The 26,081-nt window shown below is 66.9% G+C and carries 24 protein-coding genes and 1 riboswitch; of the genes, 12 read left to right on the top strand and 12 right to left on the bottom strand.

Going from position 1 to position 26,081, the window contains the following annotated elements:
* Both G9373_RS20595 and G9373_RS20590 read left to right on the top strand, forming a co-directional pair.
* Positions 1-1,963 (top strand): CocE/NonD family hydrolase (locus G9373_RS20595; protein ID WP_206032413.1); only part of this gene is annotated, 1,963 nt, incomplete at its 5' end.
* Positions 1,964-2,003: 40 nt separating this feature from the next.
* On the top strand, positions 2,004-2,882 hold the full coding sequence (locus G9373_RS20590; RefSeq protein WP_054247336.1) for an oxidoreductase: 879 nt from the start codon (positions 2,004-2,006) through the stop codon (positions 2,880-2,882).
* Positions 2,883-2,903: 21 nt separating this feature from the next.
* Here the strand turns inward: G9373_RS20590 and G9373_RS20585 are convergent, their stop codons facing one another.
* Positions 2,904-3,326: an organic hydroperoxide resistance protein gene (locus G9373_RS20585; protein WP_005255157.1), complete on the bottom strand. Its 423-nt coding sequence runs from the start codon at positions 3,324-3,326 to the stop codon at positions 2,904-2,906.
* Between the two features lie 2 nt (positions 3,327-3,328).
* A complete protein-coding gene (locus G9373_RS20580) occupies positions 3,329-3,781 on the bottom strand; it encodes a MarR family transcriptional regulator (protein WP_007301081.1) in 453 nt (150 codons plus the stop codon).
* Between the two features lie 72 nt (positions 3,782-3,853).
* Positions 3,854-3,958: riboswitch (TPP riboswitch) on the top strand.
* A gap of 48 nt (positions 3,959-4,006) precedes the next feature.
* Here G9373_RS20580 and G9373_RS20575 point away from each other — a divergent pair.
* The 3 genes from G9373_RS20575 to G9373_RS20565 all read left to right on the top strand — a co-directional run bounded on the left by G9373_RS20575 (position 4,007) and on the right by G9373_RS20565 (position 7,598).
* Positions 4,007-4,771 (top strand): 3-oxoacyl-ACP reductase, encoded by a 765-nt coding sequence (locus G9373_RS20575; protein WP_005572716.1) that lies wholly within the window; start codon positions 4,007-4,009, stop codon positions 4,769-4,771.
* Between the two features lies 1 nt (position 4,772).
* Positions 4,773-6,068 (top strand): LLM class flavin-dependent oxidoreductase, encoded by a 1,296-nt coding sequence (locus G9373_RS20570; protein ID WP_005572713.1) that lies wholly within the window; start codon positions 4,773-4,775, stop codon positions 6,066-6,068.
* Positions 6,069-6,188: 120 nt separating this feature from the next.
* The gene (locus G9373_RS20565; RefSeq protein WP_054247335.1) at positions 6,189-7,598 is read left to right on the top strand and encodes an SLC13 family permease; all 1,410 of its coding nucleotides are present in this window, start codon (positions 6,189-6,191) and stop codon (positions 7,596-7,598) included.
* A gap of 1 nt (position 7,599) precedes the next feature.
* On the opposite strand, the gene G9373_RS20560 is transcribed toward G9373_RS20565, so the two are convergent.
* A complete protein-coding gene (locus tag G9373_RS20560; RefSeq protein ID WP_054247334.1) occupies positions 7,600-7,785 on the bottom strand; it encodes a hypothetical protein in 186 nt (61 codons plus the stop codon).
* A gap of 140 nt (positions 7,786-7,925) precedes the next feature.
* Here G9373_RS20560 and G9373_RS20555 point away from each other — a divergent pair, with 140 nt between their 5' ends.
* Positions 7,926-8,267 carry an Lsr2 family protein gene (locus G9373_RS20555; protein WP_005255167.1) on the top strand — a complete coding sequence of 114 codons (342 nt, stop codon included), beginning with the start codon at positions 7,926-7,928 and terminating at the stop codon, positions 8,265-8,267.
* A 71-nt stretch (positions 8,268-8,338) separates the two neighbouring features.
* On the opposite strand, the gene G9373_RS20550 is transcribed toward G9373_RS20555, so the two are convergent.
* Complete coding sequence (locus G9373_RS20550) at positions 8,339-8,743, bottom strand: NlpC/P60 family protein (RefSeq protein ID WP_005572711.1); 405 nt, start codon at positions 8,741-8,743, stop codon at positions 8,339-8,341.
* 282 nt (positions 8,744-9,025) lie between these two features.
* On the opposite strand from G9373_RS20550, the gene G9373_RS20545 reads away from it, so the two are divergent.
* Positions 9,026-9,247, top strand: coding sequence for a hypothetical protein (locus tag G9373_RS20545; protein WP_005255171.1), 222 nt, complete (start codon positions 9,026-9,028; stop codon positions 9,245-9,247).
* Positions 9,248-9,274: 27 nt separating this feature from the next.
* On the opposite strand, the gene G9373_RS20540 is transcribed toward G9373_RS20545, so the two are convergent.
* From G9373_RS20540 to G9373_RS20525, 4 genes are all read right to left on the bottom strand, one after another.
* Entirely contained in the window at positions 9,275-10,201 is a 927-nt protein-coding gene (locus tag G9373_RS20540) for a VOC family protein (RefSeq protein ID WP_054247333.1), read from the bottom strand.
* Between the two features lie 12 nt (positions 10,202-10,213).
* Entirely contained in the window at positions 10,214-11,095 is an 882-nt protein-coding gene (locus tag G9373_RS20535; RefSeq protein WP_133986118.1) for a fumarylacetoacetate hydrolase family protein, read from the bottom strand.
* 38 nt (positions 11,096-11,133) lie between these two features.
* Entirely contained in the window at positions 11,134-12,390 is a 1,257-nt protein-coding gene (locus G9373_RS20530) for an MFS transporter (protein ID WP_054247332.1), read from the bottom strand.
* 146 nt (positions 12,391-12,536) lie between these two features.
* Positions 12,537-13,901 (bottom strand): amidohydrolase family protein, encoded by a 1,365-nt coding sequence (locus G9373_RS20525; RefSeq protein WP_054247331.1) that lies wholly within the window; start codon positions 13,899-13,901, stop codon positions 12,537-12,539.
* A gap of 93 nt (positions 13,902-13,994) precedes the next feature.
* On the opposite strand from G9373_RS20525, the gene G9373_RS20520 reads away from it, so the two are divergent.
* Positions 13,995-14,918, top strand: a complete 924-nt coding sequence (locus tag G9373_RS20520) for a LysR family transcriptional regulator (RefSeq protein WP_005572706.1) — start codon at positions 13,995-13,997, stop codon at positions 14,916-14,918.
* A gap of 21 nt (positions 14,919-14,939) precedes the next feature.
* Here G9373_RS20520 and G9373_RS20515 read toward each other — a convergent pair whose 3' ends face one another.
* Together G9373_RS20515 and G9373_RS20510 are read right to left on the bottom strand one after the other, a co-directional pair.
* Positions 14,940-16,439 (bottom strand): FAD-dependent oxidoreductase, encoded by a 1,500-nt coding sequence (locus tag G9373_RS20515; RefSeq protein WP_167116510.1) that lies wholly within the window; start codon positions 16,437-16,439, stop codon positions 14,940-14,942.
* Between the two features lie 6 nt (positions 16,440-16,445).
* A complete protein-coding gene (locus tag G9373_RS20510; protein ID WP_167116507.1) occupies positions 16,446-17,381 on the bottom strand; it encodes an alpha/beta hydrolase in 936 nt (311 codons plus the stop codon).
* 243 nt (positions 17,382-17,624) lie between these two features.
* On the opposite strand from G9373_RS20510, the gene G9373_RS20505 reads away from it, so the two are divergent.
* The gene (locus tag G9373_RS20505) at positions 17,625-18,212 is read left to right on the top strand and encodes a carboxymuconolactone decarboxylase family protein (RefSeq protein ID WP_005572703.1); all 588 of its coding nucleotides are present in this window, start codon (positions 17,625-17,627) and stop codon (positions 18,210-18,212) included.
* A gap of 18 nt (positions 18,213-18,230) precedes the next feature.
* Here G9373_RS20505 and G9373_RS20500 read toward each other — a convergent pair whose 3' ends face one another.
* Positions 18,231-20,552: an ATP-binding cassette domain-containing protein gene (locus G9373_RS20500; protein ID WP_133986120.1), complete on the bottom strand. Its 2,322-nt coding sequence runs from the start codon at positions 20,550-20,552 to the stop codon at positions 18,231-18,233.
* Positions 20,553-20,688: 136 nt separating this feature from the next.
* On the opposite strand from G9373_RS20500, the gene G9373_RS20495 reads away from it, so the two are divergent.
* Both G9373_RS20495 and G9373_RS20490 read left to right on the top strand, forming a co-directional pair.
* Positions 20,689-21,453 carry an ABC transporter permease gene (locus G9373_RS20495; protein ID WP_133986121.1) on the top strand — a complete coding sequence of 255 codons (765 nt, stop codon included), beginning with the start codon at positions 20,689-20,691 and terminating at the stop codon, positions 21,451-21,453.
* A gap of 91 nt (positions 21,454-21,544) precedes the next feature.
* Positions 21,545-23,161, top strand: a complete 1,617-nt coding sequence (locus G9373_RS20490) for an FAD-dependent monooxygenase (RefSeq protein ID WP_133986122.1) — start codon at positions 21,545-21,547, stop codon at positions 23,159-23,161.
* Here G9373_RS20490 and G9373_RS20485 read toward each other — a convergent pair.
* The gene (locus G9373_RS20485; protein WP_043792744.1) at positions 23,130-25,154 is read right to left on the bottom strand and encodes an APC family permease; all 2,025 of its coding nucleotides are present in this window, start codon (positions 25,152-25,154) and stop codon (positions 23,130-23,132) included. The two genes, G9373_RS20490 and G9373_RS20485, sit on opposite strands and share 32 nt — an antisense overlap.
* Positions 25,155-25,473: 319 nt before the next feature.
* Between G9373_RS20485 and G9373_RS45930 the strand changes: the two genes are divergently transcribed.
* Positions 25,474-25,938 (top strand): arginase family protein, encoded by a 465-nt coding sequence (locus G9373_RS45930; protein ID WP_269591333.1) that lies wholly within the window; start codon positions 25,474-25,476, stop codon positions 25,936-25,938.
* The last annotated feature ends 143 nt before the right edge of the window (positions 25,939-26,081 follow it).

Genomic DNA, 26,081 nt, shown 5'->3' with positions numbered 1-26,081 from the left:
CACGGTGACGGCGTCGGCGGATCCGACGGGCGGGGCGGCGGGGGCCGCGTGGAACGCCGCGGTCGACGCGCCGCCCGAGTACCCGGTGATCGCGATCGACTGGGACGTCCCCATCACCATGAGCGACGGAACGGTGCTGAAGGCCAACGTCTATCGCCCCGCGGACGCCTCCGGCAACCCGATCGACACCAGGATGCCGTCGGTCCTCAACGTCACGCCGTACACGAAGCTGGTCGGCAACCTCGTCGATTCCGTGTTCGCGGTGCCGGGGCTCGAGGACACCGTCGTCGACCTGGTGAACTCCTTCGATCTCGCCGGAACACCGTTCGACGGCGTCGGGGAAGCGGCCAAGGTGCTCACCGGTGGCGGCATGCGCGTCTTCGGCATCAACCGCGACCTCGTCCGGAACGGGTACACCCAGGTGGTCGTCGATGCGCGGGGCACCGGCTTCTCTCAAGGGGAATGGCAGGCACTCGGTCCGCTCGAGCAGCAGGACTCCGTCGAGATCATCGACTGGATGAGCAAGCAGGGATGGTCCGACGGCAAGGTCGGCATGGCGGGGGTGTCGTACTCGGGAATCAATTCGCTGCAGGCCGCGGGGCATCAGCCGCCGGCGTTGAAGGCGATCTTCCCGACCGAACCGGGCAACGATCTGCTCCGCGACATCGTCGGAACGGGCGGTGGTCTCGGCGTGGGATTCATGCCGCTGTGGCTGTCACTGGTCAACGGTCTCAAGTTCGTTCCCGACATCCAGGCCCTTGCGCAGGGGCGCTTCGACCAGCGGTGGCTGCAGGATCGGTTGCGGGATCCGCTGACGCTGTTCCCCGCACTGATCGAGGCCATGACCGCGCCGGACATCAACGGTCTCGACCCCGGCACGCTGCGGGTGGCGCAGGACGGCCAGTTCTACGAGGAGCGGAAGGCGCAGGCCGCGAACATCGAGGTGCCGACGATGCTCTACGGCGCGTGGCACGACATCTTCGCGAACAGCGAGCCGCGGGTCTACAACGACATCCCGCTGCCTGCCGGTGAGAAGCAGCTGATCATGAGCGACGCCTACCACATCTCGTTCGGTGGCGGCTTCGGCGAACAGGGTGCGCCGCCACGACTCGACGTCCTCGAACGCGCCTGGTTCGACAAGTGGCTGAAGGGCATCGACAACGGCATCGACGAGTACGGCCCGGTCACGCTGTACCAGCAGGGCAACGGCTGGACCACCACCGATCAGTTCCCGCGGGCCGGTGTCGACTACCAGCGGATGTACCTGTCGGGTGCCCCCAGTGGCACCGCCGGGCACGCCGCCCACGACGGCAGCCTGGTGTCGGCGAAACCCGGCGACGCAGCACGACTCACCGTCGCACCCGGCCTCCGCGGGCTCTGTTCCCGCGACGGCGCACAGGGCACCGCAGGAGCGGCCGTCGTCTTCGGATCGGTGTGCAGCAAGGACTCCCGGTTCGCCGAGGCCGAGGGGCTGACGTTCACCAGCGCCCCCGTCACACAGCCGACCGAGCTGTCGGGTCCGGTCAATCTGCACCTCGAAACCGTGCTCGACGCCCCGGACGGATTCTGGGCGGTGACACTGAACGACGTCGCACCGGACGGCACGACGACCCCGCTCACCAATGGTGCGCTCACCGCTTCCATGCGGGCCGTGGACGATTCGAAGAGCACCAAGTCGGCGAACGGCGACTACACCGAACCGCACCACTATCTGACGGTGGACGCACGTCAGCCGCTGGTGCCGGGTGAAGTGACACCGGTGGACATCAACTTCGTGCCCACCGACGCCGTCCTCGCGCCGGGGCACCGGCTGCGCGTCGACGTGTACGCGGGCAGCGTCCCCCGGTACCTGCCGCTCGGACCGATTCTGGCCGACAGTCAACTGAAGCCGCAGCACGTCGCGTTGTCCCCGGATCGGCCGAGTTTCGTCAATCTGCCGCTGGTCGGAGCGCAGGCGTGGTGAAAGGTGCACGCCACGTCCCGAGATCCGTAGGGTTGACGCCATGACCAAGTGGACAGCTTCGGACATCGTCGATCAGAGCGGCCGCACGTTCGTCGTCACGGGCGCCAACAGTGGTCTCGGGGAGGTGGCCGCGCGGGCCCTGGGCAAGGCGGGGGCGCACGTCGTGCTGGCCTGCCGCAACACCCACAAGGGGGAGGTCGTCGCACGGTCGATCGGTGACAACGCCGAGGTGCGCCGCCTCGATCTGTCCGACCTCGCCTCGGTGCGCGAGTTCGCCGCCGGCGTCGAGTCCGTCGACGTTCTCGTGAACAACGCGGGCGTGATGGCGGTTCCGCAGCGCAAGACCGCCGACGGATTCGAAATGCAGATCGGCACAAATCATCTCGGGCACTTCGCATTGACCGGCCTGCTGCTCGACAAGATCACCGATCGGGTCGCCACGATGTCGAGTGCGGCACATCAGGCGGGAACGATTCACCTCGACGACCTCAACTGGGAGCGCCGCAAGTACAACCGCTGGAGCGCGTACGGGCAGTCGAAACTCGCGAATCTGCTGTTCACATACGAGTTGCAGCGCAGGCTGTCGGCGGCGGGGTCACCCGTGAAAGCGGTGGCCGCGCACCCCGGTTACGCGTCGACCAACCTGCAGGCCCACACCGAGTCGGTGCAGGACAAGCTGATGGCCGTCGGCAACCGGATCTTCGCGCAGTCGGCGGAGATGGGGGCGCTGCCGATGCTGTACGCGGCAACGGCACCCGATGTGATCGGTGGCAGCTACATCGGGCCGGACGGCCTGTTCGAGCAGCGTGGCCATCCGAAGGTGGTGGGCTCCAACAAGAAGTCGCGGGACGAGCACACCGCGCGGGCGCTGTGGGCGCTGTCGGAGGACCTGACGGGCGTCGAGTTCAAGTTCGGGTGACGCGACGCCCGTCAGGGTTGCTCAGTCTTCGGTGACCTCGAGGGTGACGTCGATGTTGCCGCGGGTGGCGTTGGAGTAGGGGCACACCTGGTGTGCCTTCTCGGTCAGCTCGAGCGCCTCGGCGCGCGGCAGGTGGGGCAGGGAAACCTCGAGGGTGACGGCGAGACCGAATCCGCCGCTGTCCGTCGGGCCGATGCCGACGCGGGCGCCGACGGCCGAGTCGGCGACGTTCGCCTTCGCCTGACGGCCGACCAGCTGGAGCGCGGAGTGGAAGCATGCCGCGTATCCGGCGGCGAACAACTGCTCGGGGTTGGTGCCGTCGCCGGACCCGCCCATCTCGGTGGGGATCGCGAGGTTCAGGTCGAGCTTGCCGTCGGACGTGCGGGCGTGGCCGTTGCGGCCTTCTCCGGTCGCGAGGGCTTCGGCGGTGTAGACGATCTTCATGGTTACTTCTCTCCTGTAGGGGTGGTGAAGCTGTGGAGTGATTCGGTGAGACGCGACAGTGTGTCCCGGAGGGCGACGAGTTCGTCGATCTCCATTCCCGTCGAGTCGGCGAGTTCGGCGGGGATGCCCTCCGCGGCGGCGCGGAGGGCCGCACCCTTCTCGGTGAGGTGGATCCCGACCCGGCGCTCGTCGGCCGAGGAGCGCCGGCGTTCGACCAGGCCCAGGGTTTCGAGCCGCTTGAGCAGTGGCGACAGCGTGCCGGTGTCGAGGTCGAGGGCGTCGCAGATCTCACGTACTCCGCGGCCGTCCCGTTCCCAGAGCACCAACAGCACGAGGTACTGCGGGTAGGTCACTCCCAACGAGTCGAGCATCGACCGGTATCTCGCCGTCATGGCCCGGGAAGCCGAGTACAGGGCGAAGCACACCTGGCGGTCGAGGGTGAGGTTGTCGGTCACCCCTGAATAGTTGCACACAACTAGGTTGTGCACAACCAAGAACTGGAATCGGTGATTGCGCTTACACTGTTGGCCAGTGACACGGGGTGCTGCCCGGCGACGAGCCGGACGGCTGAGAACAGACCCGTCGAACCTGAACTGGGTAATGCCGGCGAAGGGATGTCGCGGAGACGGCCGTATGCGCTCATCCGATGTCTCGTCGCCGACCGAACGGAAGGTGACAGCATGCAGCTCGACAAGCAGATCGTCCTGGTGACCGGCGGTGGGCGGGGCCTCGGCGCCGCCATCGTGCGGTCGTTCGCGGCGCAGAACGCGCGGGTGATCGTGAACTACCGGAACAGCCGGGAGGCGGCCGAAGAACTCGCGACCTCCCTGGGCGCGGACCGTGCGGTCGCGCTCCGGGCCGACGTCACGGACGCCGGACAGGTGGCGGCGCTGTTCTCCGCGGCGGAAGAACACTTCGGCTCACCGGTGACCACGGTGATCAACAACGCGCTCGCCGACTTCTCCTTCAACGGCGACGCACGCGACAAGGCGGACGTCATCACGTGGGATGCCTTCGACTCGCAGCTGCGTGGCAGCGTGAAGGCGACCCTGCACACGACGCAGGCCGCGCTGCCGGGCATGCGTTCGCTCGGGTTCGGCCGGATCGTGAACATCGGAACCAACCTGTTCCAGAACCCCGTCGTCCCGTACCACGACTACACGGCCGCCAAGGCCGCGGCGTTGTCGCTGACCCGCACGCTCGCGGCCGACCTCGGTCCCGACGGCATCACCGTCAACATGGTGTCGGGCGGGCTGCTCCGCACCACCGACGCGAGCGCCGCCACTCCCGACGAGGTGTTCGACCTCATCGCGGCGAGCACCCCGCTGCAGCGGGTCACCACGCCGGACGAGTTCGCCGACGCGGTGCTGTTCTTCGCGTCCCCGTGGTCGCGTGCGGTGACCGGCCAGAACCTCGTCGTCGACGGCGGACTGGTCAAGGACTGACATGAGCGACGCCCGGCAACTGCACTTCAACGCGTTCCTCTACAGCTGCGGGCACCACGGCGCCGCGTGGCGGCACCCCTCGTCCCAGGTGGAGCGCCTCTGCGACATCGCCTACTACGAGGAGTTGGCGCAGACCGCGGAGCGCGGATGCCTCGACGCGGTGTTCTTCGCGGACGGGCATTCGGTGCGCGACCCCGCATCCGGAGGCATGTGGTTCCTCGAACCGCTCACCGCGCTGTCCGCGATGGCGCGGGCGACGGAGCGGGTCGGACTCGTGACGACGGTGTCCACCACGTTCTACACACCGTTCCACGCCGCCCGGATGCTGGCGTCGCTCGACCACATCAGCGGCGGCCGTGCCGGCTGGAACGTGGTGACGTCCATGTTCGACGCCGAAGCGCGCAACCACGGACTCGAGGCGATGCCGCCGCACGACGAACGCTATTCGCGCGCCGCGGAGTTCGTCGACGTGGCACTTGCTCTGTGGGATTCGTGGGAGCCCGACGCGCTCGTGCTCGACCGTGAGGGCATCTTCGCGGACCCGGCCAAGGTGAAGCCGGTCGAGCATCGGGGAAAGCATTTCCTCGTGGACGGTCCGCTGAACGTGCCGCATTCGCCGCAGGGTCGTCCCGTGCTGTTCCAGGCCGGCGCGTCCGATCAGGGCCGCGACCTGGCCGCCCGGTGCGCCGAGGGCATCTACGCCGTCGCCTACGACCTCACGGCCGCGCAGAGCTACTACGGCGACGTGAAGCGGCGCATCCGTGCGGCGGGCCGCGACGCCGACGCGGTGGTCGTGATGCCCGGTCTGGTGACCTATGTCGGCTCGACCGGTGCGGAGGCCCGGCGGAAGAAGGCGGAACTCGACGCGCTCCTGCCCGTCGAACAGTCGCTGGCGCAGTTGTCGATGTTCGTCCAGCAGGACTGCAGTGCCTGGGAATTGGACGCACCGGTTCCCGCGCTGCCGCCACTGTCGGAGTTCACCGGGCCGCAGGGCCGGTACGACACGATCCTGCGGATCATCGACAAGGACCGTCCCACCGTGCGGTCGCTGCTGGGCACGTTGGCGGCCGGTGGCGGCCACTGCACCATGATCGGAACCCCGGAATCGATCGCCGACGAGATCGAGGTGTGGTTCCGCCGCGGCGGGGCCGATGGCTTCAACCTGATGCCGCCGCTCTACCCGAACGGCCTCGCCGACTTCGTCGACGAGGTGATCCCCGTCCTGCAGAAGCGTGGACTGTTCCGCGCGGAGTATGAGACAGACACTCTGCGCGACCATCTCCGGGGGCGCCCGTAGTTGCCACCACAAAGAACACAACCTTCTCTAAGTACGCAACAGTGACTGTGAGCGTCCCTCCCCCCGACACTGGCTGTTATCGCGATCACACCACGACGCGAGTTCGGACGAGGAGTGGCAATGCTGGTAGCACTCGGCTTTCTGATGGTGGCCGTGTTCATGTTCTTGATCATGTCCAAACGGGCCACTCCCGTGGTCGGGTTGATCGCCGTCCCGGTCGCATTCGGGATCGCGGCCGGGGCCGGCCTCGGCATCGGCGACATGATCACCGACGGGATCAAGGCGCTGGCACCGACGGCCGCCTTGCTGTTCTTCGCGATCATCTTCTTCGGGATCATGATCGACGTCGGCCTGTTCGACCCGCTGGTGAAACTCATCCTCCGGCTCGTCCGCAACGACCCCATGCGGCTCGTCGTCGGCACCGCGGTGCTCGCGATGGTGGTGTCGCTGGACGGTGACGGATCCACGACGTTCATCATCGTGACGTCCGCACTGCTGCCGCTGTACATGAAGCTGAAGGTCAGCCCCGTGGTTCTGACGGTGGTCGCCGGCCTCGCGAACGGCGCGATGAACATCGTCCCGTGGGGTGGACCGACGGTCCGGGCAGCCGCGGCGCTGGGAATCTCACCGTCGGACGTGTTCGTGCCGATGATCCCGTCGCTGGTGGTCGGACTGCTCGTCGTGCTGCTGTTCGCCGTGCAGCTGGGCTACAGCGAACGCCGCCGCATCGGAACGCTCGAACTCACCGACGAGCGTCTCCTCGTCTCCGCAGGCTCCGGCCTCCGGCGGTCCGTGACCGGATCCGGATCCGGGGGCAATGGTGACGCACCCCGATCGGGTGGCGGCTCCGGCGACGCCGGATCGGACGACGGCCAGGGCTTCGTCGACGGTCTCGACCCCCAGCGGCCCACGCTGCGGCCGAAGCTGCTGTGGTTCAACGCGCTCGTCACGGTGGCGCTCCTCGTCGTGCTCGTGATGGACGTACTGCCGATTCCGGTCCTGTTCATGGTGGCCGCATCGATCGCGCTGACGGTGAACTTCCCGCGGGTCAAGGAACAGCAGGAAGCGATCACCCGCCACTCGTCGAGCATCGTCTCCGTGGTCGCGATGGTGTTCGCCGCGGCCGTGCTCACCGGCGTATTCCAGGGCACCGGAATGGTCGAGGCCATGGCGCAGTGGCTGCTCGAAATCATCCCGGCCTCGCTCGGACCGCACCTGGCCGTCATCACGGGCATCCTGAGCCTGCCGTTCACGTTCTTCATGAGCAACGACGCCTTCTACTTCGGCATCATGCCCGTGCTCGCCGAGACGGCGGCCACGTACGGCATCGAGCCGGTCGAGATGGCCCGCGCATCCATCACCGGCCAGACGTTCCACATGCAGAGCCCCCTCGTCCCGGCCATCCTCCTGCTCGTGACCCTGGCGGGTGTCCCGCTGGCGGACCATCACAAGAAGGTGCTGTGGCGCGCGGCGCTGGTGTCGCTGTCGATGCTGGTGATCGGTGTGGTCCTCGGCCAGATCCCCTGGTGACCTAGTCCTCGGTGTCGGTGTCGGTGTCGGTGGCGGGGCCCTCAGAGGTCGCGCCACCTTCGCCGCTCCAGTCGGCGCCCGAACTCTTGTCGTCCTCGGCCGGATCGGACATCACGTCCTTGTCCGCGCCCGGGGCGCCGCTGTCGGTGGTCGTGGTCTTCGGTCCGGATGCGTCCTTCGGTGTCATGTCCGACGAATACCCCGCCGGCAGGGTTCTCCAATCAGACGGACCCGGGTCTGCAATTCGAAAACTCCGTCGGGGATTGGCAGGTGAACAATACTTCGACGTAGTGTTCCCCGGGTTATCGACGATGAAGGAGTGGGACTGTGGCGCGCAAAGTTGTTGTCGAACGCATCGACGACATCGACGGAACTCCGATCAAGAACGGTAAGGGGGAGACCATTCCGTTCTCTGTCGACGGCGTCGACTACGAGATCGATCTGAAGGTCAAGAACGCCAGGGAATTCCACAAGACTCTCGACTACTACATCGAGCATGCAACTCGGGTCGGTGGAAGAAAGCGTCGGTCGACTCCTGCAGTGGCACCGTCGCAGGGACGGAGCCAGGCAAAGGAAATTCGAGAATGGGCGACGTCGCAGGGGTATGAGTTGTCCACGCGTGGACGTATTCCTGCCGAGATCGAGGAAGCGTACAACGCCGCTCACTGAGTCAACGGTGTCGCGGATGGTCGGCGCCTCCAGCCGCCCTGTTCTGGTCGGCTGGAGGCTGTAATCGGTCGTCAGTATCGGCGCGCTGCGTGAAATGACATGGAGTTCATGGCTACTCGCGTGACCGGCCGTCCCGGAGCGGGTGCGTGGACGACTGTGTCGTTCCCTGCATAGATCCCCGCGTGGCCGCCCCCGTAGAAGAGGACGACGTCACCGGGTTGCAGGTCGCTCTCGTCCACGGCGGTCCCGTGTCGTAGTTGCTCGTAGGTGGTGCGCGGAACGGCCACACCGGCCTGTTTGTACGCCCACTGAACGAGCCCGGAGCTGTCGAAGGCGCGGTGGTCGCCGGCGCCGCGGATGCACGGGATTCCGATTCTGGATGCGGCGGCATGCAGTGCGTGGCGTCCCGGCCGCACCGGAGGCCGGCGGAGCGTGTGAACCAGGTGATATCCGTGATTCCCGGTGTGTGGGTTCATGCCGTCGTTACTCCAGTGCGCTCGGTGTGGTGTCGCGTCGTCGAGACGTCCGATTACAGGGTGTTCCCGGCGCGATCCGGGCGCATCGGCCGAATTACCCGGATACGTGCCTGTCTTCTCTGCCTCCGTCGCCGGATTCGACGGCCGCTGGGTAAACCATTCGATCTGGTCGGTTTGGTACTCGCGAGTAGTGCGGGCCCCTCGTAACGTCGATCGGGTAATTGTCAGGTCAAAGGGAGTGGTCCGCTACGTCCTGTGGACTGGGATGAAGGAAGGCGGACGATGACGATCCGAGAATCGGCGAACTGTGCTTTCGGTGTCGCACGCTTGGTGTTCGACGCGGGAGCTGCCCTCCTGTCCGTTGCCGTGGCGGTACCGGTCGCCTTCGCTGCGGGCGAGGCGAGATCGATGGCACTCACGGCACGTGGTGACATCACGCCGGCCGCCGGGCCGGCGGACAGCGAGCATGTGCACGACCTGGGGACCGTCGTCGAACTGATCTAGCCGACACCGAATCGTTCTACCCGCTCGTCACCCCGTGGTGGAGTGTGCTCCGGTCATCAAGGCGGCGAGGTCGTCCGGTTCGAGGAACGACGGGGGCGGCGGTGGCCCCCAGGCGTACAGACCTTGCAGGCCGTGGAGCACTTCCGGTGACCAGAGTTCGTCCTCGGGGACGGTGTCCATGTCGGAGTAGTACTCGGAGAAGTTCCCCGCCGGGTCCTTGAGGTACCAGAAGAAGTTCGCGCCGGCATAGTGCCGTCCGAGACCCCAGATGTGGCGTTCGGGGTTGTTCTCGAGCATCGTGTGGGCGCCGCGGCCGACCTCGTCGATGTCGTCGACCTGCCAGCTGGTGTGATGCAGGAAGTTCACCGGTGCGGCCATGACGAGCACGTTGTGGTGCTCGGCGGAGCAGCGCAGGAACGCGGCCTTGTCGCCCATGTAGTCGCTGACCTTGAATCCGAGACCCTCGGTGAAGAATTGCATCGTGGTCTGGAGGTCGGTGGACCCGATCACCGCGTGCCCGAGTTTGCGGGGGCGCACCGGCTCGGTGCGGGTGAGGAACGGGGCCCGCCCCCAGCGGTCGATGCGCCCAGGCCCGTTGTACGGCGTCGGCAACACCGCGGGCTCGATGACGATCCGGGGTCGGACCTGCACCCGCACCGGGGTGCCGGTGACCGGTTCGACGGCACTGACGGACGTGCCGTTCTGCTCGATCGCCACACCGAGCCCGGTCAGCCGTGAAGTGATGGCGGCGATGTCGTCCGGGTCGTCGGCGGCGACGGTCAATTCGACCAGCCGCCGGGTCGGGGCGTGCACGATGTGGAGTTGTTCGCCGCCGTTGCGGGTGGCGAACACCCCGTTCCCGCGGTGCTCGAGGCCGAATTCGATGTAGTAGGCGATGGTGTCGTCGACGTTGGGGACGCCGACGGTGACCTTGCCCAGTCCGTGCAGTGCCATGATCGGTGTCCTCTACTTCGCGTCGGGGTCGGCGACGAAACGCTGATGAAGTGTGCCGATGCCGTCGATCCAGCTGTCGAGTTTCTCGCCGGCCTGCAGGAACCGTTGCGGGTCGCGGCCGACGCCGACGCCGGCGGGGGTGCCGGTGAAGATGACATCACCCGGATAGAGGGTCACGGTGCGGGAGAGGGTGGCGATCAGCTTCGAGACCGGGAAGATCAGGTCGCGGGTGCGGCCCTTCTGCACTTGTTCACCGTCGATGGTGCAGCCGAGTTCGAGGTCGTCGGGGTCGGTGAACTCGTCCGAGGTGACCAGCCACGGACCTTGCGGAGAGAAACCGGCGAACGATTTTCCGAGCCCGAATTGCGGTGCGGGACCACGGGTCTGGGTGATCCGTTCGGAGATGTCCTGTCCGGCGGTGAGGCCGGCGACGTGGGACCAGGCGTCGGCCTCGTCGATGTTGGTGGTGTCGCGGCCGATGACGGCGACGAGTTCGATCTCCCAGTCGACGTTGCCGCCGGCGGGAATCACGACGTCGGTGTCGGGGCCGGTGAAGCTGGAGGAGTACTTGGTGAACACCGGCGGCACATGGGTGGGGGATTCGAAACCGGATTCGGCGGCGTGCGCGTGGTAGTTCAGCCCGACCGCGAACACCTGCCGGGGAGCCGGTGACGGTGCACCCAGCAGGGACCGGTCGATCGGGAAGCTGTCGTCGGCCAGGGCCGAGAGGTCCTGGTCGGTGGCCCAGGCGGTGACATCGTCCCAAGCCTGATAGACGGCGGGCAGGTCGGGGCCGAACCGGCCACGGGAGGCGTGAGCGAGGTCGACGCCCCGCTCGGCCCCCTCGGCTCCGATGACGAGGGCGGCACGGTCGTCGATGTTGGCGATACGCATGAAAGTGGTTCTCCTGGAGCGGTGTCTGTTATGTGTGGTCAGAGATCTGCGTTGACGGAGGCGGGTGTCGGCCTCGTATCGGAAGGGGCGGGGGTGACCCGGCGCGGGGACGGCAGGGCCAGGAAGGCGACGGCGCACAGCACCGTCAGCGCGGCGACGACGTAGAGGACTGCGGTGTAGCTTCCTGTTCGGTCCACCACGGCACCGACCCACAGGGGCGCGATACCGCCTCCGAGGACGAACGCCATATAGGGGCCTGCATAGGCCTTTCCGAAGGCGGCGAGTCCGAAGTACCGCGACGTGAAGTAGCCCACCATGTCCAGCTCGGCGCCGAGCATGCACCCCAGCGTAAAGGCCAGGACGGGGGCGAATCCGACTCCGCCGACTGCGAACAGCACGACGCCGGTGGCGCACAGCAGGCAGAGCGAGGCCGCGACCGCGGTAGGCCGGAGGATGTCGATGAGCAGTCCGATCACCAGTCGGCTCAGGATGACCGCGAGTCCCATGATCGATGCGATCGATGCCGCACCGCCGACGCTCATCCCGTACTGCCGAAGCATAGGGACCAGGTAGGGGACGAGGCCGGTGAAGGCGACCGACATCAGGCCGAATGTGAGAATCAGCCGCCAGTAGAGCGGGTTCCGACGGATGGTGGCGAAGTCGTCACCGTCGTCGGCCGACCGTCCGGCCGTGCCCTGCGTACTTACGCTTCGGGGTGCGACCTTCAGGAGGAAGACGGTGGGAAGGGTCCCGGCGAGCGCAATGCAGGCCAACGTGAGGTAGCCGAGCCGCCATCCTTCGAGTTCGATGACGCGTCCGATGGCGACCGGAATGATGGCGCCGGAGAGTCCCATTCCCATCATCGTGATGCCGAGCGCGAGGCCCCTGGCGCGGTCGAACCAGCTGCTCACCGCCCGAGTGAAGGCAATCGGTCCGGAACTTGCACCGAAGAATCCGATCAACGCCATCGCTGTCATGTAGGCCGGCACCGAGTGCACGACCGTTCCCAGTGCGGCGAATCCGGTTGCCAGGCACAGTGCTCCGGCAATCGTCGGGGCCTTGACTCCGAACTTGTCGACGGCGTAGCCGACGACGGGGGCGGCGAGTGCCATCCCGAAGGTCAGCAAGGTGATGGACAGCCCGTACATTGCGGCGCTGAGGCCGATCTCCCTACCGAGATCGCCGGTGAACAGACCCGCCGAGTAGATGGCGAGCCCGGATACCCCGGTGCCGACACCCACGGCGGCCGCTGACAGAGTCGGCCACCCGCGCCGGAATTCGTCCCCGCGTGACATGGTCAATGCCTTGCTCCTTTGTTGCGGTGGTGATGACCATCACTGTTCCTGTTCTCGGGTTATCCGGGAAGCGGCAACACCTGATGGAGGGAATTCGTGCGGTGAATACACCCTGTTCGGACGGGGGGGGCACGCGCACACGAGTGCTAGCGGCCGGCGCGTCTTCCCAGGATCCGTCGTTGCGATGCCTCCGCCGCGCTCACGAGAGCGGACGGATCACACCCGAGCACGACTCCGCCGCGCTTGACGAATCGCCCGCCGATGAGCACCGACTCGACATTGCCTTCATGAGCGGCGAGGACCACGGACGCCACCGGATCGAGTACGGGCACCAGGTTCAGGTCGGTTGCACGCACCAGGATGATGTCGGCCTGCTTGCCGGGAGTGAGCGAGCCGATGCGATCGCCCTGCCCGACCGCTCTCGCCCCCTCGATGGTGGCGAATGCCAGCACATCGTGCAGGAACAGCTGCGCCCGATCGGCCGTGACGGAGCTGTGCCCACCGCCCATCCACGAACGGTGGTAGCCGAAGAGCATTCGCATCTGCGTGAACATGTCTCCGCTGCATTTGGTTTCGGTATCCCCGCTGAGGCTCGGTCGTACACCGGCGGCGAGCATGCGGTCGAGGGGGATGTCGCCGATGCCTTGTGAGTTGAGCTCGCAGTGCACGCCGATCGACACGGTGGCACCGGCGTCGGCGATCATCGCGAGTTCGGCGTCGGAGGAGCGGCAGCAGTGCACGAACGTCAGGTCGTCGGCAAGAAGGCCCGCGTTGTCGTACTGCGCCACGGCGTGGACCGGTTCGTTGTGCGCGTACGCACCGGCATGCACCGACGTGCGGATGCCCAGGTCGCGTGCGAGGGCGAGGTCGGCCTGCCATACCCCGGGCGCTGCCATCTCGGGGCCTCTGGCCGCCATCGCCAACGTCACGAGTCCGCCGGGGTCGGCGAAGTGCTCCTTCTGCAGCCGTTCGATGTCGGCCGGGTGGGTGAGCGTGCTGTTCTCGGTCCACCGGCCGTCGCCCTGCAGGGGCCATCCGTGGCCGAAGACGGCACGGATACCCGACTCGCGCAGACCGGCGACGGCAGCGTCGGAATGCTCGGGCGAGTTCTGGATGTGGGACCAGTCGAAGAGGGTGGTCGTGCCTGCACTCAGCGCCGAGACCGCGCCGAGGAGGTTACCGACCCTGACGTCCTCGGGCTCGTACGCCGCCCCGATTCCCCTGAGCATTTCGTCGAAGTACTGGAGGGGATCGAGTTCGGCGTACCCGTGCCGCATGACGCTCTGCCAGGTGTGGCGGTGAGTGTCGACGAAGCCGGGAAGCGCGATCATGCCGTCGACGTCGACGACCTCGACGCCCGGTTCGACGTCGATCCTCGCGTCGATTCCGGCGATCAGATCGTCGCTGATCAGGATGTCGGCTCGGTCGACGTTTCCGATGGCCGGATCGACGCTGACGACCGTTGCTCCGCGGAGGAGTGTGCGGCGTGGGCGGGCATGACTCGGGTCCATGAGTGTCCTGTTCGGAGAGAGGCAGATTGACTGTCCTCAGTCTCATTTTCCCGCGGTTATTTGGGAAGGCACGGTTGCCTATAGTTTGTATCCATGAGCTCGATACAGCGGATCTCCGGTCATCGCGCCAAGCTGGACCTCAACCTCATCGTGTCTTTGGACGCGCTCCTGCGCGAGCGGAGTGTGAGCCGCGCGGCGATCGAGGTCGGCCTGAGCCAGCCGGCAATGAGTGCGGCGCTCGCACGGCTTCGGAGGTACTTCGGGGATCCGCTACTGGCGCGGGTCGGCAACTCGTATCAACTCACGCCGCTCGCCCGCAGCCTGGTCGAGCGCACGACGGTGGCGATCTCCGCAGTCGATCGAGTGCTCGACGCCGAGCCGGGCATCGAGATCGAACGGTCCAGCCGCGAGTTCACCCTGATCATGTCCGACTACATGCTCGCCGCCGTCGGCGACACCATCACCCGCGATCTGCTGGCGCAGGCTCCGCACCTGCGCATCAACTTCGTCCAGTTGCGACCGGAGATCGTCGACCGCGCATCGGACAGTCTCCGTACCGCCGATGCCCTGGTCGTACCCCGTGGCTTCGTCAGCGACCTGCCCTCGGTCGACCTCTTCTCCGACCGGTGGGTCTGCGTGGTGGCCGAGGACAACGAGCACGTCGGGGACGCAATACGGCTGGACCAGCTCACCGAATACCCGTGGGCTGTGTTTCAGACGCATCCCCACGCCGCGACGACACCGCTGCATCAGGTCAGGGCTCAGGGAGTCGAACCGTACGTGCAGGTTGTCGGCGAGAACTACCTGGCTCTGCCGTATTTCGTCGCCCACACCGATCGTATCGCCCTTCTGCCGGAGCGATTGGCGGCCCGGATGAGCGGCGGAATGGGAATTCGGTCGGTCGACTTCCCGTTGAATCTCGCCCCACTGAACCACGCGCTGTGGTGGCACCCGATGTACAACGCGGATCCCGAACACCGCTGGCTCAGAGCGCAACTCGTGAAGTCACTCGAGTGAGTGCCGGACCCTCCCGGCATGTCATTCGACGGCGAGGCACCGCTTGATCGCCAGCTGTGCGTCCTCGCGTGCGGGGGCGTCGGCGCTGGCCCAGGCGATGTATCCGTCCGGCCTGACCAGCAGGCTCTTGACGTCGCCCAGCCCGGCGGGTGCCAGCACGATGTGTCCGGTGTGTGTGCGAACCGGCGCGCCCTGCAGATCGAGGTCCGCGTAGGTGCCCGCCCCGGTGGCGTCGACGAGGACGACAGCGGAATCGCGCAGCATGTCACCCATCCTCATCGGACCGGTCGCGGTGACGAGATCCAGGTCGGGACAGCGGTATCCGACCATCATGTGTTGGTGCGACTCAGCAGAGTAGGGGAACGACAATCCGTTGAGTTCGAGTCCGATTCGGCGATTGACCTCCGGAATGGGCAACAGATCGCGTTCGAACATCCGCTTGAACGCCACGCCCTCCGGTGTGAAGTCGAACTGGACCGAACACTGCGCCGCGACACTGCGCAACAGTGCTTCCGCCACCGGGCGGCGTTCGGCCTCGTACGTTGTAAGGAGCGCCGGTCCTGCGTGTTCATTGATGACCGCGGCAAGCTTCCACCCGAGGTTGAACGCATCCTGGATGCAGAAGTTCATCCCGACGCCGCTGGCGGGATAGTGGATGCGCGCCGATTCGCCGACGAGGAACACTCGACCCTGCTGGAATTTCGTTGCGATTCTGAGCGAATCGGTGAAACGGGACGCCCACACCAGATCGTCGAACGGCAGGTCCTTCTCCAGAACATCGGTGAGGCATCGGCGAACCTCGTCGGCCGTGACCGGCTCCGACGCAGGAGCGTGCCTGCGCTCGGCGTGCACGATGTTGAACCGGGTGATGGACTCGTTCTCACCGAACGGAAACGAGGTGACCCAGCCCTTGTCGTTGTCGATCATCCGCCGCGCTTCGGGCCAGGGCCGATCCATCCTCAGGTCTGCCACGATTCCGGTGAATGTCGGCCCGTGGCCCTCGAAACCGAGACCGAGCTGCGACCGCACGATACTCCGCCCGCCGTCCGCGCCGACCAGATAATCGGCTGACAGCCTCACGGGTCCGCCCTCGGCCGCCGCGGTCACGGTCACGGCGGTCGACTGCTGGACGACGGATTCGACAGTCACCCCGTGCCTGACCACGACACCGAGACGGAGCGCTTCCTCGAGCAACAGTTCCTCGGTGTGGTTCTGGGGCAGAACCAGCCGAAACCCGAACCTCGATTCGAGGTGACGCCATTCCACGGGTTGCATTCCCGCCCAGATATGCACGGGAATCAGCGGATTGGACCGAATGGTCGCGGCGCGGTCGATGAACTTCTGCGCCAGGCCCCGAGAATCGAGAAGCTCGAGAACCCTCGGCAGAACGGTTCCGGCCCGCGACTGCACCGGCTGCGTTCGACGTTCGAGGACGACAACTTCGACTCCGGCCCGGGCCAGTTCGGTCGCGACCGTCAGACCCGACGGTCCGCCGCCGACGACTATTACTCGAGCGGTCATTTCGAATCACTCTCCTTGTTGTACGGCATTGTGGGGAAGCGGGGGTGTGTGGCAGGGCCCGCCCAGGTGTTCGTGCAGGAACGCGGCGACGTCGGCGATCGTGGCGTCCGTATCGAACGCGGAGTCCTCGTGGTTGGCGCCCTCGAGAAGGCGCAGGCGCACCGTCTCCCCGCGGCGTCGAAGTTCCTGTGCCATCCGCAGGCTCTGCTGCACCGACGTGACCGAGTCGCGTGTTCCGTGGAGCAGGAAGACCGGCACGTGGATGTCGTGCGCCCTCGCGAACGGGCTGATGGCGGCGAGGTCACGATCGCTCATCGCCGACTCGTCGACGCCCAGTAATCGGGCCCTCAGGTAGCGAGATGACGGCGGTGCGGGGACACCTGACGGCCAGTCCTGCTCGAGGATCTCCCGAGGTATCGGCGAGCCGGTGTCCGGGCGGTCGAGGTCGCCGCGGGAGGTGAGGTCGTAACATCCGAAGTAGCCGACAGCGGCCTGCACGGGTGGACCCGGCACGCCGTGCGGTGCCCGCCGAATCGCCGGAGCGGCGGTGGCCAGAAGCGCGAGATGGGCACCTGCCGATGCGCCCCAGAGCGCGACACGATTCGCGTCGATACCGAAGGCTTGTCCGGGACCTTTCAGCCACTCGATCGCGGTCACGATGTCGAGGATCTGGGCGGGGAAGGGAGCCACAGTGGAGGGGCGGTAGTCGATGCTCGCGACAGCAAATCCGTGCCGCGCGAGCCGCTCCGCCCGTGCGGCATGACTCTTGCGAGATCCGATCATCCAACCACCGCCGTGCAGGTAGAGGACGACGGCGGGGGCGGCAACGCCGATCGGCAGAGACAGATCGAGCCGGAGGATGTGCCCGTCGGGACGCCCGAACTCGATGTCGGGACAGGATTGGATCTCGTATCGGGCGGACTGCCCGACCGGGGTTGTCACGTTGCCGTCACCTCTTCGTCTGGTCGCGGGATCCACTCATCGGGGTGGCCCGTGGCTCAAGGGTGGCGGATCAGGCAGTATTCGGGAATCGGCTGTTCTGTATGGGGGAGATCCATCGGACGAATAGCGTCAGTTCGGGGTGTGATTCGGGGTCGGCGGAGAACTACGGGGCCCCCGGCGCGGGGATACTCTGTCTCATCATCGCCCCTCACCGGCCTACTCTTCTTGAAAGATGGTAATTCCATGGCAGATTCACGGATCAAAACCCTGAGACCGGCCGAGTTGGACGTCGAGCAGAAGGCGTTGTACGACAGCATCGTGACGGGTCCGCGCGCACAGGGGCCCCAGCTGTTCGCGCTTCAGGATGACGAGGGCAGGCTCAACGGCCCCTTCGGGTTGATGTTGCACGTGCCCGGACTCGGTTCTGCGCTGCAGGAACTCGGGAGTGCGGTGCGCTATCGGACGGCGATGACCGCCCGGATCAGAGAAATCGCGATACTCACGGTCGCTGCCGCAACGGAGAGCGAATTCGAACGCTATGCCCACGAACGGGTCGGACACGCCGTCGGGTTGAGCGCCGAAGAGACGACGGCACTTCGGAGCGGCGAGTTCCGTTCCGAAGACACCACCGAACAGGCTGCGTACGACGTGTGCCGTCGTCTGCTCGCGGGCGCCGACACCCTCGGAGACGAGCACTTTCGTCGTTTCGAAGCCGGCCTCGGTCACTCGGCATTGCTCGAACTCGTGGTCCTGGTCGGCTATTACCGGACCCTGTCTCAGATGATGAATGTGTTCGGCGTCGGCGCACCGGCGGGTCTCGAAGACGAGTAGAACACCGCAGCATCTGTTTCAGCGCCGGCGGGGACGGCGCAGCCGGAGCCGGCTGTAGGTGACGACCGCGAGCACGCAACTGATGAGCACCAGCATGGCGATATTGAGCAGCCACCACGATGCGGTGTGCTGCCAGAGCGTGTCGGGTTCGGTGCCCGTGGCGTTCGTGCGCAGGTCCACTGTCGAGGCGGCGGCCGCGAACCCCCAGCGGGACGGGAAGAGCCACGACACCTGTTCGAGCACGGCGCGTCCGGTGATCGTGATCAATCCTCCGCACATCACCAACTGCACCATGATCGTGACCACCAGCATCGGCATCACCTGCTCGTTCGAGCGTGCCACCGACGACAACGCCAATCCGACGAGGACGCAGGAGCAGGTGGTGACGGCGATGTCCACGATCAATTCGACGGAACCGGAGGGGATCACGCTGCCCCGGCCCGGAAAGCCCTTGCCCACGAACACGATCATCACCATGATCACCGACTGCACGATCGCGGCGGCGCAGAAGACGACGATCTTCGCCGTCAGGTAGGCGGACGGCAGAAGCCCGGCGGCGCGTTCGCGGTGATAGATCATGCGCTCACCGACCAGATCGCGGATGGTCAGTGAGCAACCCATGAAGGCGGCGCCGAGGATCAGCACGACCAGGATCTGGGTGAGTTCACCGGATTCGTCGAGGCCCGACGGACCGAATCCGGTGTCGCCGGGCACGAGCACGGCCAGGCCGCCGAGCACGAACGGGAGAAGGGACAGGAAGATCAGGTACCCCCGGTCGGCGCGGATCAGCCGCGCCTGCCGGCGGACGACGGTGCTCAGCTGCTTGCGCCGCGACGTGTGCGCGGGACTGCCGAGAGGTCCGGGCGGGCTCGGTGGTGGCACCTCTACGGCGGGGCGGGTGGCGCGGTACTCGGCGAACACCCCGTCGGGGTCGGCCGCGACGCGGGCGAAGATGTCGGCCCAATCGGTGCTGCCCAGCGCGGCCCCGACCTTGTCCGGTGGGCCCACGTAGGCGGTCTTGCCGCCCGGTGCGAGGAGCAGGACCTGATCGCACATCTCGAGGTACGACAGCGAATGTGTGACGATGACGACGACGCGGCCCGAATCGGCGAGGCGGCGCAACGTCGCCATGATTTGCCGGTCGAGCGCAGGGTCGAGGCCCGACGTCGGTTCGTCGAGGATGAGCAGGGACGGGCCGGTGAGCAACTCCATCGCGACGGACGCGCGTTTGCGCTGTCCGCCGGACAGCCGATCGACCCTTGTGTCGGCGTGTTCGGACAGCTGCAGCTCGTCGAGCACGGTCTCTATCACCTCCTCGCGGTCGGTCCGGCTGGTGTCCGGCGGCAGCCTCAGCTCCGCGGCGTAGCCGAGCGCCTGCCGGATCGTCAACTGCCGGTGCACGACGTCGTCCTGGGGGACCATTCCGATGCGGGAGCGCAGCACCTGGTATTCGGCGTGCACGCTGCGGCCCTCGAACTCGACCACACCTTCCGTGGGGCGTTCCGAACCGGAGATGATGGTGGCCACCGTGGTCTTTCCCGCGCCGGAGGGGCCGATCACCGCGGTGAGACTGCCGGGCTGGGCAGTGAACGTGACGTCCTCGAGCAGCCGACGCCCGCCTTCGATGGTGAGTCCGACGCTGTCCACCCGCAGTCCGCCTGCGGTCGGAGCCACCGCCTGCCGTGGAACGAGCCTGCCTTCCTGCACGCTGAAATCGGTGTTGCCGATCGTGACGACGTCGCCGTCGGTCAGCTGCGCGCGCGACACCCGGATGCCTCCGACGAACGTTCCGTTGACGCTCCCCAGGTCGTCGATCTCGAGGCCGGACGTCACGTTGTGGACGATGGCGTGATGGCGTGAGGCCAGCACGTCCCGGACGACGATGTCGTTGTCGGGCGACCGTCCCACCGTGAGGGATCCTTTCGGGACCGCCTCGTGCGGGGTCGGGGGCGGAGCGCTCGGGGCGCCTACGCCGATCGTCGATTCGTCCCATCGAGCGCCCACGTCCTGTCGCGTGGCGTCCGGGTCCTCGACCGAGATCCGCACGGCCGGCCCCTCGGCCGCGTCACCCAGGCGGACGACGACGGGGTTCGTGACGGAGACCTTTTCTCGGCGCGCACCGTCGACGTAGATTCCGTTCTTGCTGCCGGAGTCGACCAGCTGCCATCCCTCGTCCCAGGTGAGCCGTGCATGCTCGCGCGACACCACCGGATCGACGATCGTGATCTCCAGCTGCGGATCCCGGCCGATGCGGACGGCCTTGCCCGCGCCGTAGCTCGTCCGGCCGTGTTCGGTCTCGACCACGACCCGCGGGTGCGCTGTGTTCGCCCGGTCGTCCATCGCCACGGCCTCCGGTCAGCGTCATCGGGCGTAGAGCGTCGACTCCATCCATGGTCGCATGCACGGCCCGGGATTCGTCGGCATAACGGTCACTCTCGGTATTCCCGCGGCCAGGAAGTGAGGAACACTGAGCCGGGTGAGTACGTCCTTGGCGAATCCCGGTGTCGGACTGGCTGTGCTGTGCACCGTGATGGTCGTGTGCGCGGCGGTTGTCTACCGCGTCACTAACCTCGGCAGCCCACTCGTCGTGCCGGCCGCGGCGATTCGCGGCGCTGCCCAGCTCGCCGCGGTGTCCCTCATCCTGGCCGCGGCTCTCGCGCATCTGTGGTCCTCGATCCTCGTGTTGGCCGTGATGTTCGCGGCGGCGGTGGGAACGTCCGCTCGGCGCGCGAGAGCCGGGCGTTCGGCCGCGTGGCTGGCGCTGTCCCTCGCTGCGGGTGTGGGTATCGTCGTGCCGTTGATGCTGGTCAGCCGGGTGGTTCCGCTCGAAGGTGTCGCAATCGTTCCCGTCGGCGGAATCGTGCTCGGCGGTGCGATGACGGCCACCTCCCTCGCCGCGCGACGCGCGCTCGATGCGGTCGAACAACGGTGGGGTGAGGTGGAGGCGGGGCTCAGTCTCGGACTCGGCGTCCGCGATGCCCGCATGGAAGTGATCCGGTCCGCGGCCTCGGACGCGTTGCTCCCGGGACTCGATCAGACCCGGACCGTCGGGCTGGTCACCTTGCCGGGGGCGTTCGTCGGGGTGCTTCTCGCGAGCGGTTCCGCCGTCCAGGCCGGGGCGGTCCAGATCCTCGTCCTCGTAGGACTGCTGCTCGCGCAGACGTGTGCGGTGGCCGTCACGATCGAACTGGTGGCCCGGGAAGCCGTTCACCGGCCGAGACTCCACACCGCGCGAGAGTGAAGGATCGGGGTCTGGCCCGAACACCGGTCAAGTGCATCGTCGGTCCCGCATACTGGTCGGTGGTCGGTCCCTGCTGACGAGGCGGTGTCTTGTGGTGCATCCCGAGGTATTGGTGGTCGGAGCTGGTCCGGTCGGTCTGACGGCGGCGATCGAACTGCGCAGGCGAGGTGTCGCCTGCCGCATCATCGATCCCCTGCTCGAGCCACCGCAGTACGCGAAGGCGGTGGGAATCCAACCGCGCACCCTCGAGGTTTTCGAGAGCATGGGCCTGTTGCGGCACATCCTGGACGCGGCGATCCAGATGCGCGGGCAGATCGTGTACGTCAACGGCGACGAGGTCGCCCGTCTGGAGTTGTCGTTACCGGGCGACGTCCCGTTCGGATTCATCGGTCTGCCCCAGTACGAGACCGAACGCATCCTCACCGAATACCTGGCCACGTTCGGAACCACGATCGAACGAGGTACGAAACTGACGGCGTTCGAGCAGGACGACGACGGCGTCGTCGCCACGGTCACCGGCGCGGACGGCGACGACACCGTTCGAACCCAGTATCTTCTCGGCTGCGACGGCGCCCACAGCATCGTCCGCAAGGGCCTCGGCCTCACCTTCGAAGGCGGTGCGTTCGTCGAGCAGTACATGCTCGGCGACGTCGAGGTCGACTGGTCCATGCCACGTGGCTACGGAATCCGGTCGATGCATCAGACGGACGGCGAGACCGACGATCTGCTCGTGTGCATTCCGCTACCCGGGCGCCGGCGCTACCGGATGTCGATGCTGGTGCCCAGCGACCTCGCCGGCACCGGCACCCTGGCGGCCGACAAGATCGCGCACGGCTTCGAAGCGGGACCGAAACCGGAGCTGAGCCACATCCAGGCCGTGCTCGACCGCCTGTCGCCCGAACCGACGCGGGCGTCGAACCTCCGCTGGTCCTCCGTCTTCCGGATCAGCCACCGCATCGTCGACTCGTACGGGCGCGGAAGGGTGTTCGTCGCGGGCGACGCCGCCCACATTCATCCGCCGACCGGCGCGCAGGGCATGAACACCGGCATCCAGGACGCCCACAACCTGGCGTGGAAGGTCGCGCTGGCCGTGTCCGGTGCCGCGGCCTCCGATCTGCTGGACAGTTACGACGCAGAACGGCGGCCCGTCGGCGAGGAGGTGGTGGGACGCACCGTGCGGAGCGCCCGGGAGGGAATTGGGGCGGGGTCGTCGGATCCCGACTACGTGATCCGACGCGAAGCTCAACTCCTCATCAGCTACGCGGACAGTCCGATCGTCGCCCAGCCGGAGTCGAATGCGGCGCTCACGCCCGGCAGCCGCGCACCGGACGCCCGTGGGCTGACCCGTGCCGCGGTCGCGTTTCCCCTCCGGCTGTTCACTCTCCTCGCAGGACGGAACCACACGTTGCTGCTGTACGCCGACGAATCGGTCGACGCGCGCGGGCTGGAACTGCTCGAGGCCGCGGCGACGTCCGTGGAGGCGGCGACCCAGGGACTCGTCGACACGTACCTCGTCGCGTCGCCTTCCGCCGATGTCGGGGAAACGGTGCTTCCCCTCGTCCGGGACCGCGACGGCGAGTTCGCGCACGCGTACGGCGCGGAGGGTTCCGCCGCGTTCGTCGTCCGTCCGGACGGCTATCTGGGATTCCGGCAGAGTCCGGTCGCGGTCGACGGTCTCACGGAGTACCTGAAGTCGACTTTCCGCTGAGCTCGGCGGCGGGCGGGAGCCCACGCCGGATGTCGCCCGGCGCCGGCTTGCCGAGCGGCGATCCGGCCCGGGTGGCCGAATCCAGCAGCCACGGCACGCTCGTGACCATCACCCCGGACGTGAACAGCAACCTCCCCTTGAGGCGCAGCGCACTCTGGTTGTGCAGCAGGTGTTCCCACCAGTGGCCCACCACGTACTCGGGGATGAAGATGGTGACCACGCCGTCCGGGATCCGCTTCCGGACGGATTTCACGTACCCCACGATGGGGGTGGTGACTTCACGGTAGGGCGATTCGAGGACTTTCAGCGGCACCGGAACCTCGTACTTCTCCCAGTCCCGCTGCAGTTCTCCGGTGTTGGCGCTGAGCACGGTGACCGCCTCGAGCGTCGTCGGATGGGTGGCGCGGGCGTAGGCCAGGGCCCGCGCGGTGGGTTTGTTGAGCACCGACACCAGCACGATGGTGTGCACCTGGGAGGGCAGGGTGAAGCTGTCCTCGTCGACGACGAGAAGCGCCGCGATCCGGTCGTAGTGCCGCCGCACCCCGCGCATCAGGAAGAACAGGATCGGCATGGCGATGACTACGAGATAGGCACCCTGGGTGAACTTCGTGATCGTGACGATGATCAGAACGGTGCCGGTGAGGACGGCGCCGGTGCCGTTGAGGGCCCGCCGGCCGTGGATGCGACGACGTTCGCGGGCGTCGGATTCGGTTGCCAGCACACTGTTCCAGTGCCGGACCATGCCCGCCTGGCTGAGAGTGAAGGACGTGAACACGCCGAGGATGTACAGCTGGATGAGGTGGGTGACGGACGCGTCGAACAGGACGATCAATCCACCCGCCGTGACGGCGAGAAGCACGATGCCGTTGCTGAACGCCAGCCGGTCGCCGCGAGTGTTCAGCTGGACGGGGAGGTAGCGGTCGCGGCCGAGCACCGAGGCGAGCAGCGGGAAACCGTTGTAGGCGGTGTTCGCGGCGAGGACGAGGATCAGCACGGTCGTGGCCTGGACATAGAAGAAGCCGATGTTGGTGGTGCCGCCGAACACGGCCGCCGCGATCTGGGCGATGACGGTGCGCTGCGGATCGGTCTCGCAGTTTCCGGCGAACCCGATCAGATCGCACGGGTTCACCGCGACGTGCACCTTGGTGACGATGGCCAGCGCCGTGATTCCCGCGAACATCACGATGGCCGTCGCCGCCATCGCCATGAGTGTCTTTGCGGCGTTGGCGCTCTTGGGTTTACGGAACGCAGGCACCCCGTTGGAGATCGCCTCGACACCCGTCAGCGCGGTACATCCGGACGAGAACGCGCGCAGCGCGAAGAACACGAGGGCCAGACCGGTCAGCCCGGACAGTTCCGGTTCGATGGTGTACCCGGCACTTTCGGCGACGGGTGTCGAGCCGGCCGCGACGCGGACGAATCCCGTCACGATCAGGATCATCACCCCGGCGATGAACCCGTACGTCGGGAAGGCGAACGTCGTCCCGGATTCGCGGATCCCGCGCAGGTTCATCACAGTCAGCAGCACGACGAACGCCACGGCCAGCGCCACCCGGTGCGTGTTCAGCGCGGGCACGGCGGAGATGAGATTGTCGACGCCGGCCGACACCGACACCGCCACCGTCATGACGTAGTCGATGAGCAGTGCCGATGCCACCGTCAGCCCCGCGGACGGACCGAGGTTCTTGGTGGCCACCTCGTACGAGCCGCCCCCACTGGGATAGGCGTACACCACCTGGCGGTAGGACAGGGCGACCACGGCGAGAAGTACGACGACCCCGATCGCCAGATACGGCGTCAGGTAGAAGTACGCGAGACCGCCCAGGGACAGGATCAGCAGGATCTCCTGCGTCGCGTACGCCACGGACGACAGAGGGTCGGAGGCGAAGATCGGCAGCGCCAGTCGCTTGGTCAGTAACTGCTCGCCGAGGTCGTCGCTGCGCAGCGGGCGTCCCAGAGCCAGCCGCCGGACCGCTCGAACGAGAGCCACCACCAGTTCAGCGTAGAACCAGGCGCTTCGCGCCCGTGCGCCTTTCCGGTTGTTCCCGCTACCGAAAAGGCGCACGGGTGCGGAGCGCATGGCGGAATGGACGCTGCCGGCTGGTTCATGCTGGGTGTACCGTGGGATTGCTCCGGCCGGGATGTCGGCGACGCCGCGACCGTGATCGACCGCACCGACCGGGACGAACGGACGGGCGTGATCGCACTGTCCGAGACGGTGCGGGCCGCTCACGCGTTGGCGGACGATCTGGCGGTCGCGATGACGGACCTGCCGGGCCGGCGACCGCTGGTGGTCGGCGGCGGAGCTTGCGGTGCTCACCGGAGTCGGCGCCGAGGCATTGATCACGCTGGCCGGGACGCCCCCGATGGTGGGGGCGAGCGACACCGTTCTGATCGGTCATCGCACCGAGGGCCTGGACGCGGCGTCCGCCGCCGAACTGGTCCGGTTGCCATCCGACCTGCGCAGCATCGACGCGCCGGCCGTCGTGCGTGACGCCGTCGCCGCAGGTCGGCAGGCTGCCGCATGGCTGGCCGGCAGAGGCACCGGGGTCTGGTTGCACCTCGACCTGGATGTGCTGGACCCCGAGTCGCTCAATGCGGTGACGTACCCCCAGCCGGGAGGCCTCGACTGGGATCAACTCGCCGACGTGGTCGCGCCACTGGCGCGGTCGCCTCGACTCGTGGGAGTCAGCGTCGCCGACTTCCGCCCTGATCCCGATCCCACCGGCGACCAGGCGACCCGAGTGCTCGACCTTCTCGGACGCACCCTGCCGTGAGCGGGAAGATCCGGGTTCCTGTCGTCGTTGGACTGGGTCGGCACCGCCACAGACTTTCGTGATCGAGCTCACATCCATCCCACTTGGGAATTGATCGCAGGGTTGGCACGTTAGTTGAGTGAGTAACGCTCAACTTATAGGAG

The sequence above is a fragment of the Rhodococcus sp. A14 genome, assembly GCF_011603105.1.
GTDB classification, from domain to species: Bacteria; Actinomycetota; Actinomycetes; order Mycobacteriales; family Mycobacteriaceae; genus Rhodococcus_F; species Rhodococcus_F opacus.
This window is presented reverse-complemented; position numbering and strand designations above follow the sequence as displayed.

Bases quoted from the DNA above. Each gene is read 5' to 3' on its own strand.
- G9373_RS20525 (WP_054247331.1), bottom strand. From the start codon at position 13,901: ATGGACCCGAGTCATGCCCGCCCACGCCGCACACTCCTCCGCGGAGCA.
- G9373_RS20545 (WP_005255171.1), top strand. From the start codon at position 9,026: ATGACGATCCGAGAATCGGCGAACTGTGCTTTCGGTGTCGCACGCTTG.
- G9373_RS20505 (WP_005572703.1), top strand. From the start codon at position 17,625: ATGGCAGATTCACGGATCAAAACCCTGAGACCGGCCGAGTTGGACGTC.
- G9373_RS20515 (WP_167116510.1), bottom strand. From the start codon at position 16,439: ATGACCGCTCGAGTAATAGTCGTCGGCGGCGGACCGTCGGGTCTGACG.
- G9373_RS20500 (WP_133986120.1), bottom strand. From the start codon at position 20,552: ATGGACGACCGGGCGAACACAGCGCACCCGCGGGTCGTGGTCGAGACC.
- G9373_RS20535 (WP_133986118.1), bottom strand. From the start codon at position 11,095: ATGCGTATCGCCAACATCGACGACCGTGCCGCCCTCGTCATCGGAGCC.
- G9373_RS20520 (WP_005572706.1), top strand. From the start codon at position 13,995: ATGAGCTCGATACAGCGGATCTCCGGTCATCGCGCCAAGCTGGACCTC.
- G9373_RS20565 (WP_054247335.1), top strand. From the start codon at position 6,189: ATGCTGGTAGCACTCGGCTTTCTGATGGTGGCCGTGTTCATGTTCTTG.
- G9373_RS20550 (WP_005572711.1), bottom strand. From the start codon at position 8,743: ATGAACCCACACACCGGGAATCACGGATATCACCTGGTTCACACGCTC.
- G9373_RS20560 (WP_054247334.1), bottom strand. From the start codon at position 7,785: ATGACACCGAAGGACGCATCCGGACCGAAGACCACGACCACCGACAGC.
- G9373_RS20575 (WP_005572716.1), top strand. From the start codon at position 4,007: ATGCAGCTCGACAAGCAGATCGTCCTGGTGACCGGCGGTGGGCGGGGC.
- G9373_RS20530 (WP_054247332.1), bottom strand. From the start codon at position 12,390: ATGTCACGCGGGGACGAATTCCGGCGCGGGTGGCCGACTCTGTCAGCG.
- G9373_RS20590 (WP_054247336.1), top strand. From the start codon at position 2,004: ATGACCAAGTGGACAGCTTCGGACATCGTCGATCAGAGCGGCCGCACG.
- G9373_RS20570 (WP_005572713.1), top strand. From the start codon at position 4,773: ATGAGCGACGCCCGGCAACTGCACTTCAACGCGTTCCTCTACAGCTGC.
- G9373_RS20585 (WP_005255157.1), bottom strand. From the start codon at position 3,326: ATGAAGATCGTCTACACCGCCGAAGCCCTCGCGACCGGAGAAGGCCGC.
- G9373_RS20540 (WP_054247333.1), bottom strand. From the start codon at position 10,201: ATGGCACTGCACGGACTGGGCAAGGTCACCGTCGGCGTCCCCAACGTC.